At 71.6% G+C, this 11,812-nt stretch carries 8 protein-coding genes and 1 pseudogene; 7 read left to right on the top strand and 2 right to left on the bottom strand.

Going from position 1 to position 11,812, the window contains the following annotated elements:
* The 3 genes from C1I97_RS20665 to C1I97_RS20655 form a co-directional block, all read left to right on the top strand.
* The coding region (locus C1I97_RS20665) for a hypothetical protein (RefSeq protein WP_111004707.1) at positions 1 to 1,185 on the top strand (1,185 nt) is incomplete at its 5' end.
* Positions 1,186 to 1,296: 111 nt separating this feature from the next.
* Positions 1,297 to 3,273, top strand: coding sequence for a threonine--tRNA ligase (gene thrS / locus C1I97_RS20660; protein ID WP_111004706.1), 1,977 nt, complete (start codon positions 1,297 to 1,299; stop codon positions 3,271 to 3,273).
* An 84-nt stretch (positions 3,274 to 3,357) separates the two neighbouring features.
* Positions 3,358 to 3,903 (top strand): HIT family protein, encoded by a 546-nt coding sequence (locus C1I97_RS20655; RefSeq protein WP_111004705.1) that lies wholly within the window; start codon positions 3,358 to 3,360, stop codon positions 3,901 to 3,903.
* Positions 3,904 to 3,937: 34 nt separating this feature from the next.
* Here C1I97_RS20655 and C1I97_RS20650 read toward each other — a convergent pair whose 3' ends face one another.
* Complete coding sequence (locus C1I97_RS20650) at positions 3,938 to 5,593, bottom strand: hypothetical protein (protein ID WP_111004708.1); 1,656 nt, start codon at positions 5,591 to 5,593, stop codon at positions 3,938 to 3,940.
* A gap of 190 nt (positions 5,594 to 5,783) precedes the next feature.
* Positions 5,784 to 7,982 (bottom strand): elongation factor G-like protein EF-G2, encoded by a 2,199-nt coding sequence (locus C1I97_RS20645; protein WP_111004704.1) that lies wholly within the window; start codon positions 7,980 to 7,982, stop codon positions 5,784 to 5,786.
* 234 nt (positions 7,983 to 8,216) lie between these two features.
* Here C1I97_RS20645 and pgsA point away from each other — a divergent pair.
* From pgsA to C1I97_RS20625, 4 genes and pseudogenes are all read left to right on the top strand, one after another.
* Positions 8,217 to 8,946 (top strand): annotated as a pseudogene (gene pgsA / locus C1I97_RS20640) (phosphatidylinositol phosphate synthase).
* Entirely contained in the window at positions 8,943 to 9,860 is a 918-nt protein-coding gene (locus C1I97_RS20635) for a phosphatidylinositol mannoside acyltransferase (RefSeq protein WP_111004702.1), read from the top strand. The pseudogene pgsA and the gene C1I97_RS20635 overlap by 4 nt, the downstream one beginning before the upstream one ends.
* Positions 9,857 to 11,020 (top strand): glycosyltransferase family 4 protein, encoded by a 1,164-nt coding sequence (locus C1I97_RS20630; RefSeq protein WP_111004701.1) that lies wholly within the window; start codon positions 9,857 to 9,859, stop codon positions 11,018 to 11,020. Before C1I97_RS20635 ends, C1I97_RS20630 begins: the two co-directional genes overlap by 4 nt.
* A 43-nt stretch (positions 11,021 to 11,063) precedes the next feature.
* On the top strand, positions 11,064 to 11,615 hold the full coding sequence (locus tag C1I97_RS20625; protein WP_111004700.1) for a hypothetical protein: 552 nt from the start codon (positions 11,064 to 11,066) through the stop codon (positions 11,613 to 11,615).
* Positions 11,616 to 11,812 lie beyond the last annotated feature (197 nt).

The raw sequence follows: 11,812 nt of genomic DNA, 5'->3' as shown, positions 1-11,812 counted from the left end.
GTCGACGCCTCCTGGAACCGTCCCCCCGGTCCCCCCGAGCCCGCCGGCATCGACCCGGCCGTGCTCGGCGCCCTGCTGCACCGGCACGGCTGGCAGCGGCGCGGCGGCGCCCCCGGCCGCTACGGCCGCTGGACCCCGCCCGACCCGGCCGGCACCGGTACGAGTCTGCTGGTGCCGGAGAGCCGCGCCTTCCCCGACAGCGACGACCTGCTCGGCGAGGCACTGGACGCCCTCGCCCGCAGCGGCACACCCTCCGCGCGCGAGGTACTGGTCGCCCTCACCCTGCCCAGCGACGAGATCCGCTGGTGGCGGGACGTGCCGAGCGGACCGGTCCACGCCGCCCCCTGGACCGTCGACGAGCGACTGCGCGGCGCCGCACGGCAGATGCTGCTCGCCGCCGCGCTCGCCACACGCGCGCGTGCCGGCTACCACGGCGCCCGCCACCGGCGCTCGGCCGCCGCGTGCCTCGAACACGTCCTCGTCGGCTCCGCGACCGACGGCCGCCGGCTGACCGCCTTCGTCCCCGTCGACCCCGGACGGCCCCTCGCCGTACGCCTCCACCAGGCCCTGCACGCCGTCCGCGAGGCCGTCGACCACCGGCGGGCCACCGGCAGCATGGACGCCTTCGACGGCGCCGTCCGCGCGGGCGCCAGCCGCGAACTCACCGAGGCCGTCGTCGCCCTCGTCCGCGGCACCGAGGGCGCCCGCGTCGCCGTCGAGTGGGCACCCGCCGCCGGCGTCCCCGAGGGCTGTGCGGCCGCCGCCGAGGCCGTCGAGTTCTCCCCCGGCGACCTGCCCGTGCTGCGCGAGGCCGGCGCCCGCTACCTGCGCGCCGAACCGTCGGTGCCCGTGCGCATCACCGGCACCGTGGTGCGGATGCGCAGGTCCCAGCCGCGCGGCGAGGGCACGGTACGGCTCCGGGTGCTCGCGGGCGCCGAGGTTCCCTACGTGCGCGTGACCCTGGAGGAGGAGGACTACCGCATCGCCGGCCACGCCCACCTGGTCGGGCTGCCCGTGCGGGTGCTCGGACGGCTGGAGAGCCGGGGCGGCTTCCGCCGGCTCACGGGGGCCTTCGGGGTCGTACCCGTGCAGGTGGAGGACGAGGAGCGGGACCGGCTGATGAAGTCGCTGCAGGAGGATCTGGACTTCTTCGAGGAGGCGTGCAGCGGGGACGACTGCGACTGATCGTGGACGGAGGGTTATCGTTTCGCGGTCAGCGGCCCCGGGTCGGTACGATCCTCTATTGCGTGCGCAATAGGTGATGGGCGCGCTTCCACCTTCAGGCAGGAGAGACCGGTGTCAGACGTCCGTGTGATCATCCAACGCGATTCCGAGCGGGAAGAGCGCACGGTGACGACGGGCACCACGGCCGCCGACCTCTTCGCCGGCGAGCGCTCGATCATCGCCGCGCGTGTGGGCGGCGAGCTGAAGGACCTCGCCCACGAGGTCGAGGACGGCGAGACCGTCGAGGGCGTCGAGATCTCCTCCGAGGACGGCCTCAACATCCTGCGCCACTCCACCGCGCACGTCATGGCGCAGGCGGTGCAGGAGCTCTTCCCCGAGGCCAAGCTGGGCATCGGCCCGCCCGTCAGGGACGGCTTCTACTACGACTTCGACGTGGACAAGCCGTTCACGCCCGAGGATCTCAAGGCCATCGAGAAGCGCATGCAGGCGATCCAGAAGCAGGGTCAGCGCTTCTCCCGCCGTGTCATCACCGACGAGGCCGCCCGCGAGGAGCTGGCGAACGAGCCTTACAAGCTGGAGCTGATCGGTCTCAAGGGCTCCGCGTCGCACGACGACGGCGCGGACGTCGAGGTCGGCGCCGGCGAGCTGACGATCTACGACAACCTGGACGCCAAGACCGGCGAGCTGTGCTGGAAGGACCTGTGCCGCGGTCCCCACCTGCCCTCGACCCGGCTCATCCCGGCGTTCAAGCTGATGCGGAACGCCTCGGCGTACTGGCGCGGCAACGAGAAGAACAAGCAGCTCCAGCGCATCTACGGCACCGCCTGGCCGTCCAAGGACGAGCTGAAGGCGTACCTGGACTTCCTCGCCGAGGCCGAGAAGCGCGACCACCGCAGGCTGGGCAACGAGCTGGACCTGTTCTCCATCTCCGACCAGATCGGCTCCGGCCTCGCCGTCTTCCACCCCAAGGGCGGCACCATCCGCCGGGTCATGGAGGACTACTCGCGGCGCAAGCACGAGGAGGCCGGTTACGAGTTCGTCTACACCCCGCACGCGACGAAGGGGAAGCTCTTCGAGACTTCGGGCCACCTGGACTGGTACGCCGAGGGCATGTACCCGCCCATGCAGCTCGACGAGGGCGTGGACTACTACCTCAAGCCCATGAACTGCCCGATGCACAACCTGATCTTCGACGCGCGCGGCCGGTCGTACCGCGAACTGCCGTTGAGGCTTTTCGAGTTCGGGACGGTGTACCGCTACGAGAAGTCGGGCGTCGTGCACGGCCTGACCCGTTCCCGCGGGTTCACCCAGGACGACGCGCACATCTACTGCACCCGCGAGCAGATGGCCGACGAGCTCGACAAGACGCTCACGTTCGTGCTGAACCTGCTGCGGGACTACGGCCTGACGGACTTCTACCTGGAGTTGTCCACCAAGGACCCGGAGAAGTTCGTCGGCAGCGACGAGGTCTGGGAGGAGGCCACCGAGACCCTGCGCCGGGTCGGCGAGAAGCAGGGACTGGAGCTGGTCCCGGACCCGGGCGGCGCGGCGTTCTACGGCCCGAAGATCTCCGTCCAGGTCCGCGACGCCATCGGCCGCACCTGGCAGATGTCCACGGTTCAGCTCGACTTCAACCTGCCGGAGCGGTTCAACCTGGAGTACACGGCCGCGGACGGCTCCAAGCAGCGGCCGGTCATGATCCACCGCGCGCTGTTCGGCTCGATCGAGCGGTTCTTCGCGGTGCTCCTCGAGCACTACGCGGGCGCGTTCCCGGCGTGGCTGGCGCCGGTGCAGGCGGTCGGCATCCCGGTGGGGGATGCCCATGCGGAGTACCTGGAGAAGTTCGCCGCGGCCGCCAGGAAGAAGGGCCTGCGGGTGGAGGTCGACTCCTCCTCGGACCGGATGCAGAAGAAGATCCGCAACGCGCAGAAGCAGAAGGTGCCGTTCATGGTGATCGCGGGCGACGAGGACATGGCGAACAACGCCGTCTCCTTCCGCTACCGCGACGGCTCCCAGGAGAACGGCATTCCGTTCGACGAGGCCATCGCGAAGATCGTGAAGGTCGTCGAGGAGCGGGCACAGGTCTGAGCAGCGGTTGTGGGAGGCCCCCGGTGATCTCCTCTCACCGGGGGCCTTTCCCTGCCCGCAGGCCGCACGCCATATGCTGCACGCATGACGCGTGAGCCGGAGCAGCAGATCGGAGTGGGGACGCAGGACGCGTTCCAGCGCCTGTGGACGCCCCACCGGATGGCCTACATCCAGGGCGAGAACAAGCCGAGCGGCCCGGGGGCCGAGGACGGCTGCCCCTTCTGCTCCATCCCGGCCAAGTCCGACGAGGACGGCCTGATCGTGCGGCGCGGCGAGCGGGTGTACGCGGTGCTCAACCTGTACCCGTACAACGGCGGCCACTTGATGACCGTGCCCTACCGGCACGTCGCCGACTACACCGATCTGACCGAGGCGGAGACCGCCGAGCTGGCGGAGCTGACCAAGCAGGCGATGACGGCCCTGCGTACGGCCTCCGGGGCCCAAGGGTTCAATCTGGGCATGAACCAGGGCACGGTCGCTGGCGCGGGCATCGCCGCCCACTTGCACCAGCACGTCGTGCCCCGCTGGGGCGGCGACACCAACTTCATGCCGGTGGTCGGCCACACGAAGGTCCTGCCGCAGCTCCTCGCCGACACCCGCAAGATGCTCGCGGAGGCCTGGCCCGCGTAGCCCGCGTCGTGTAGGCCGCGGGCGGACCCGCGCCTCACGCGTCGTACACGTCGGCCTTCTTCGGCGACACCTCCTGCACCCCTCCGCTGAGGACCGACGCGCGGGAGCCGAACTTCTCGACGTCCACGCCGTTCTCCTTGAGCACCTTGAGCGCCGCCGCGTGCACCACCCGCAGTACCGGAGTGGCGGCGCGCAGCGCGTCGTCGGCCATGAAGCGATGTCGCCAGGGCTGGTCGGCCCAGGCGTGCCGCAGGCCGAAGGGCTCGGGCAGGGCGAGGCTGCCACCGAGCCAGTTCAGCAGGGGCGGGTACCAGGTCAGGGGGGCGCGGGCGGCGAGCCGCACCACCTCGTCGGCGTCGACCAGGGGCAGCTTCACCTTGCGGGTCTCCCAGAACCGGAGCGCCTTCTGGACCTCCTTCTCCTTGGCCGCCGGCTTCTCGTTGAACAGGGGGTTGACCGGTCCCAGGGCGTGGCCGGTGACCTCGATGCGCAGGGTGTCGTGCAGCACCGTCACGGTGACCAGCATGGTGATCACCAAGTGGCCGTCCCAGAGCGTCCACTGCACGCCGAGGTAGTGCCGGTCACCGCTGCCGAACTGCTGCTTGTTGCAGATGTCCTGTATGGCGTGCGTCTTGACCGTGTACGCGTCGACGTCCGTACCGCTCGGCCGGGAGACCTCCGTCGCCTTCTCTCCGATCGGGGTGACGATCCAGTGCTTGACGGACGGCTTGGGGAAGCCGCCGGTGTTGATGGGCGTGCGTTCCAGCATCGCCAGGCCGCCCTGGATCGCGGTGATGACGTCCCAGCTGCGGAAGGGGTGGAACTCCTTGCCCGGCTCGGCGGGGGCCAGTTCCTCGGCCAGCTGCCAGCTGCCCCAGCGCGTGCCCATGCCGAGTATGCCCTTGGGGCCGGCGTAGAAGACGGAGTTGGACTGCTGTTCGGCGCCGAGGCGGGCGAGTTCCTTGCGTACCTGCTCGGCCGCGTCGCCGGGGCTGCCCGGTACGGCCTCGGGGATCTTCGCCCCCACGCCGCCGCCGGAGAGCAGGGCCGCCCAGTGCTCCCGCAGCTCGTGTGCCGAGCGTTCGCAGATCCGCTTGGCCCAGAACCAGCCGACGACCGGCAGGAGGATCGCCGCGCGCGCGTACCACGCCCAGAAGCCGGTGAAGGGCATCTTGACCAGGAAGAGCACGGCGAGGGTGCCCACGGCGACCAGCAGGGTGGTGGCGAGGGCGCCGGCCCGTTTGTCCTCCCGCCTGCTGACGTTGGTGCGCAGGGTGAACACCAGCAGCCACACGAGGAAGCCGGGCAGGAAGAGCACTCCGCACAGCACCGTCACCGCCGTGAGCCAGTTGTCGCGCTCCCGGCGGATGCGGTGGGCGGCCAGGCAGTGTTCGACCACGACTTGGGGTTCGATGCCGAAGGACTGGATGAGCGGTGCGCGTCCGGCGCCCAGCATGCGGTCGATCACCGCGCGGGAGAAGGCCTCACCGAGCCGGGGCCGGAAGATCTTCGCCCAGGGACGCGGCGGTTTGACCGTCGACTTGTGCCATTCGTTGTCGGCTTCGAGGATCTTGGTGACCTCGTCGTCCCGGTAGGCCGCCGAGGCCAGGGCACTGGTCGCCGCCGTCTGCCCCGCCGCCCCGGACAGGGGCACCTGCGCCCCTGGGCTGAAATCGAATTCGTCCGCCACTGCCGCCCCCTTGCCGCCGCACCTGCCCTGCGGCATTCCCGACTTCCCTGCCCCGCACACCTGTTGATCAGGTCATCAGGGTATCGGCCGCCGCTTGTACGGGGAGGCGGACGGCCGGAGCCGTCCGCCTGTTCGGAACGAAGCGTTCCGGAGCCCGGGTTGTGCGCCCGGCGCGACCGTGGTGCGTCAACTACGAGTCCTCGCGCTCCTGTTGCCGGACCCGGTCGGCCACCTGCGGCGGCATCGGATCGTGCCGCACGTACCGGCGGTCGAAGCGGGCCGTGCCGTGCGACAGGGAGCGCAGGTCGACCGCGTACCGGCCGATCTCGATCTCGGGCACCTCGGCCCGGATGAGGGTTCGGCCGTTGCCCACCTGCTCGGTGCCCAGCAGCCGGCCGCGCCGGCCGGACAGGTCGCTCATGACGGCGCCCACGTAGTCGTCGCCGACCAGCACGGCCACCTCGGCGACCGGTTCCAGCAGGTGGACCCTGGCGTCGGCCGCGGCCTCTCGCAGCGCCAGCGCGCCGGCCGTCTGGAACGCGGCGTCGGAGGAGTCCACCGAGTGGGCCTTGCCGTCGAGGAGCGTGACCCGGACGTCGATCAGCGGGTGGCCGGCGGCGACTCCCCTGGCGGCCTGGGCCCTGACGCCCTTCTCCACCGACGGGATGAACTGCCGTGGCACGGCCCCGCCGACCACCTTGTCGACGAACTCGATGCCCGAGCCGCCCGGCAGCGGCTCCACCTCGATCTCGCAGATGGCGTACTGCCCGTGGCCGCCGGACTGTTTGACGTGCCGGCCGCGCCCGGCGGACCTGGTCGCGAACGTCTCCCGCAGGGAGACCCGGTGCGGTACGACGTCGACCTGGACGCCGTACCGGCTGCGTAGCCGCTCCAGGGCGACGTCGGCGTGGGCCTCGCCCAGGCACCACAGCACGACCTGGTGGGTGTCCTGGTTCTGCTCCAGGCGCATCGTCGGGTCCTCCGCGACCAGCCGGGCCAGGCCCTGGGAGAGTTTGTCCTCGTCCGGCTTGCTGTGTGCCCGGATGGCCAGCGGCAGCAGGGGATCGGGCATCTGCCAGGGCTCCATCAGCAGGGGATCGTCCTTGGCGGAGAGCGTGTCGCCGGTCTCCGCGCGGCCCAGTTTCGCCACGCACGCGAGATCGCCCGCGACGGCGTGCGTCACCGGGCGCTGCTGTTTGCCGAACGGTGTGGTCAGGGCGCCGACGCGCTCGTCGACGTCGTGGTCCTCGTGCCCGCGGTCGGCCAGCCCGTGCCCGGAGACGTGCACCGTCTCGTCGGGGCGCAGGGTGCCGGAGAAGACGCGGACCAGGGAGATCCGGCCGACGTACGGGTCGGAGGAGGTCTTGACGACCTCGGCGACCAGCGGCCCGTCGGGGTCGCACGGCTTCAGCTCGCGTGGCTTGCCGTCGACCGTGGTGACAGCGGGCGCCTCGTGCTCCAGCGGGGTCGGGAAGCCGCGGACGATCAGGTCCAGGAGTTCCACCGTGCCGATGCCCTGCTTGGCGCCGTCGGCCGCGGGGGCGGCGGCCAGGACGGGGAAGAACACCCCGCGCGCGATGGCCCGTTCCAGGTCCTCGATCAGGGTCTTGACGTCGACCTGCTCACCGCCGAGGTAGCGGTCCATGAGGGTCTCGTCCTCGCTCTCGGAGATGATCCCCTCGATCAGCCGGTTGCGGGCCTCCTCCAACTGCGGCAGCTGGTCCTCGCCGGGCTCGGACTCCTTGCGCTCCCCGGTGGAGTAGTCGAACAGCTTCTGTGTCAGCAGCCCGACCAGTCCGGACACGGGCGCGTGCCCGTCGGGGCCCTGCGGTCCGTGCAGCGGCAGGTACAGCGGCAGTACGGCGTCGGGGTCGTCCGCGCCGAACGCCTCCGCGCACACCCGCGTCATCTCCTCGAAGTCGGCGCGGGCGGCCTCCAGGTGCGTGACCACGATGGCGCGCGGCATGCCGACGGCCGCGCACTCCTCCCACACCATGCGGGTCGAGCCGTTCACGCCGTCGGAGGCGGAGACGACGAACAGGGCCGCGTCCGCGGCGCGCAGACCCGCCCTGAGCTCCCCGACGAAGTCGGCGTAGCCGGGGGTATCCAGAAGGTTGATCTTGATGCCGTCCCATTCGACGGGCACCAGGGAGAGCTGGACCGAGCGCTGCTGCCGGTGCTCGATCTCGTCGTAGTCCGAGAGGCTGCCGCCGTCCTCCACGCGGCCCGCCCGGTTCACCGCTCCCGCCGTCAGCGCGAGAGCCTCCACCAGGGTCGTCTTGCCCGATCCGGAGTGGCCGACCAGCACCACATTCCGTATGGACGCGGGGTGGCCGGCCGCCACCGCCCTGCCGGCGGCTCCGGGGTGTGTTTGCGCCTTGTCGCCCATGATCCTGCCTCCCGTGCACGGTGAGGTCGTTGTGGGCGCGGACACGCGGCACCGCGTCACTGGCGGCTCCTGCGATCGCCCGCGGTTCTTCGAGCTTTCCACTCCCCTCACGTCGCGTCCATACGAAGGACCCGATCCCGCCGTCCACCGGCGGTCGCGGGCCCGGCCTGATCCGGACGAGAGGCCCTGGGGGCGCGGACGCCCGGCCATCGCGCAGGCGCGTGCGTGACTACGATGGGCCAGCCGGTGGCCAGCAGGGGCCGCCCGGCGAACACCGACCCTCGGGAAGGCCATGCTGAACAAGTACGCGCGTGCATTCTTCACGCGTGTCCTCACACCGTTCGCCACGTTTCTCATCCGCCGGGGCGTGAGCCCGGACACGGTCACGCTGATCGGGACGGCCGGAGTGGTCGCGGGCGCGCTGGTCTTCTACCCCCGGGGCGAGTTCTTCTGGGGCACGGTCGTGATCACACTGTTCGTGTTCTCCGACCTCGTCGACGGCAACATGGCCCGCCAGCTGGGCCGCTCCAGCCGCTGGGGGGCCTTCCTGGACTCCACGCTCGACCGGGTCGCCGACGGCGCGATCTTCGGCGGGTTCGCCCTGTGGTACGCGGGTCACGGCGACGACAACGTGCTGTGCGCGGTGTCGATCTTCTGCCTGGCCAGTGGCCAGGTCGTGTCGTACACCAAGGCGCGGGGCGAGTCGATCGGCCTGCCCGTCGCCGTCAACGGGCTGGTCGAGCGGGCCGAACGGCTGGTGATCTCGCTGGTCGCGGCCGGGTTCGCGGGCCTGCACAAGTTCGGTGTGCCGGGCATCCAGTACCTGCTGCCGGTCGCCCTGTGGATCGTCGCCGCCGGCAGCCTGGTCACGCTGATCCAGCGGGTCGTCACCGTCCGCCGTGAGTCGGCCGAGGCGGAGGCCGCCGAGACCCTGCCGGAGCAGGGGAGCGAGGCGGCGAAGTGAGCGTCCAGGAGAGACTCAGCGACGCGTTGTACGGCCTCGGCTGGGGCACGGTCAAGAAATTGCCCGAACCGGTCGCCGTACGGCTGGGCCGCACCATCGCCGACCTCGCCTTCCAGCAGGGCGGCAAGGGCGTGAAGCGGCTGGAGAGCAACTACGCGCGCGTGGTGCCCGACGCGACCCCCGAGCGCCTGGCCGAGCTCACGCGCGCGGGCATGCGCTCGTACCTGCGGTACTGGATGGAGTCCTTCCGGCTGCCGGCCTGGAGCGCCGAGCGGATCAGGACCGGCTTCGAGGCCAAGGACCTGCACCACCTGACCGACGGCCTCGCGGCCGGTCGGGGCGTCGTCCTCGCCCTGCCCCACCTGGCCAACTGGGATCTGGCCGGCGCCTGGGTCACCACCGAGCTGAAGACGCCGTTCACGACCGTCGCCGAGCGCCTGAAGCCCGAGACGCTCTACGACCGGTTCGTCGCCTACCGCGAGGGACTGGGCATGGAGGTCCTGCCGCACAGCGGCGGCTCCGCTTTCGGCACACTGGCCCGGCGGCTGCGCGACGGCGGGCTGGTCTGCCTGGTCGCCGACCGCGACCTGTCCGCCTCCGGTGTGGAGGTGGAGTTCTTCGGCGAGACGGCCCGGATGCCGGCCGGACCCGCCCTGCTCGCCCAGCAGACGGGCGCCCTGCTGCTGCCCGTCACGCTGTGGTACGACGACTCGCCCGTGATGCGGGGCCGCGTCCATCCCCCGGTCGAGGTGCCCGGGACAGGTACGCGGGCCGAGAAGACGTCTGTCATGACACAGGCGCTGGCCGACGCCTTCGCCACGGGGATCGCCGACCATCCGGAGGACTGGCACATGCTGCAGCGCTTGTGGCTCGCGGACCTGGAACCCCGCCCCGCGGACGGGGAGGAGGCGTGAGGATCGGCATCGTCTGCCCGTACTCCTGGGACGTGCCGGGCGGCGTCCAGTTCCACATCCGCGACCTGGCCGAATACTTCATCGGCCTCGGCCACGAGGTGTCCGTGCTGGCCCCCGCCGACGACGACACCCCGCTGCCGCCCTACGTCGTCTCGGCCGGCCGCGCGGTCCCGGTGCCGTACAACGGCTCGGTGGCCCGGCTCAACTTCGGCTTCCTGTCGGCGGCCCGGGTACGGCGCTGGCTGCACGAGGGCCGTTTCGACGTGATCCACATCCACGAGCCGGCCTCGCCGTCGCTGGGGTTGCTGACCTGCTGGGCGGCACAGGGCCCGATCGTCGCCACCTTCCACACCTCCAACCCCAGGTCGAGGGCGATGATCGCCGCGTACTCGATCCTGCAGGCCGCCCTGGAGAAGATCAGCGCCCGGATCGCGGTCAGCGAGTACGCCCGGCGCACCCTCGTCGAGCACCTCGGCGGGGACGCGGTGGTCATCCCCAACGGCGTCGACGTCGACTTCTTCGCCCGGGCCGAGCCCAGGCCCGAATGGCAGGGGGACACGATCGGCTTCATCGGCCGCATCGACGAGCCCCGCAAGGGCCTGCCCGTACTGATGAAGGCCCTGCCGGCGATCCTCGCCGCCCGCCCGCACACCCGCCTGCTGGTCGCGGGCCGGGGCGACGAGGAGGAGGCGGTGGAGAGTCTGCCCGGGGAACTGCGCCCGCGCGTCGAGTTCCTGGGCATGATCAGCGACGAGGACAAGGCCCGCTTCCTGCGCAGCGTCGATCTCTACATCGCCCCCAACACCGGCGGAGAGTCCTTCGGCATCATCCTGGTCGAGGCCATGTCCGCCGGTGCCCCGGTCCTCGCCTCCGACCTCGACGCCTTCGCCCAGGTCCTCGACCAGGGAAAGGCCGGCGAACTCTTCACCAACGAGGACGCCGACTCCCTGGCCGAGGCGGCCGTACGCCTCCTGGCCGACCCCGACCGCCGCGCCGAACTCCGCGAACGCGGCAGCGCCCACGTCCGCCGCTTCGACTGGTCGACGGTCGGCGCGGACATCCTGTCCGTCTACGAGACGGTGACGGCGGGCGCGGCGGCGGTGGCGGCGGACGAGCGGGCGACGGGGCTGCGGGCACGGCTGGGGCTGGCCCGGGACTGACGCCCGGGGGAGTGGGAGAGCGGGACCACTCGGGCCGATAGCCTTGCCGCCCGTGACCGCAACCCTCATCTGGATCCTCGTCGCGCTCGTCGCCGTCGGCCTGTACCTGAGCTGGACGGCGGGGCGGTTGGACCGGCTGCACGCCCGTATCGACGCGGCCCGTGCCGCACTGGACGCCCAGTTGCTGCGCCGCGCCTCCGTGACCCAGGAGCTGGCCACCTCCGGAGTGCTCGACCCGGCCGCCTCGATCGTGCTCTACGAGGCCGCGCATGCCGCCCGGCAGGCCGAGGAGGACCAGCGGGAGGTCGCCGAGAGCGAGCTGAGCCAGGCCCTGCGGGCCGTGTTCGCCGAGGCGCAGCAGGTGGAGGTGGTCCGGGAGGCGCCCGGGGGAGAGGAGGCGGCCCGCGAGCTGACCGAGGCCGTGCGCAGGGTGCCGATGGCCCGCCGCTTCCACAACGACGCCGTCGGCGCGGCCCGCAGACTCCGCGAGCACCGCAAGGTCCGCTGGTTCCGCCTGGCCGGCCACGCCCCCTTCCCGATGGCCTTCGAAATGGACGACGAACCACCGGCCGCGCTGTCGGACCGCCCGGCCTGACCGACCCCACGGCGCAGGCGTCCGGACACCCCCACGACCTGGCTCGCTTTCACGCCCGCGTCGGGGGCGCACCTCCGCTCCGGACCCGGCACCGCTCCCCACCGCAATGGGCAGGCCGGTCCAGGTGGACCAGGGGGACCAGGGGCGCGGGAGCGCAGTCCCGGCCTCCGCCGGGGTCTGGGGCCGGAGTCCCAGGG

This window comes from Streptomyces sp. NTH33, assembly GCF_003236365.1.
In the GTDB taxonomy this organism is placed as follows: domain Bacteria; phylum Actinomycetota; class Actinomycetes; order Streptomycetales; family Streptomycetaceae; genus Streptomyces.
The sequence above is the reverse complement of the archived record's forward strand: the minus strand, read 5'-3'. Positions and strand labels throughout refer to the sequence as shown.

Excerpts from the sequence above, each read along its gene's own strand:
- C1I97_RS20655 (WP_111004705.1), top strand. The coding sequence starts at position 3,358 with ATGACGCGTGAGCCGGAGCAGCAGATCGGAGTGGGGACGCAGGACGCG.
- C1I97_RS20645 (WP_111004704.1), bottom strand. The coding sequence starts at position 7,982 with ATGGGCGACAAGGCGCAAACACACCCCGGAGCCGCCGGCAGGGCGGTG.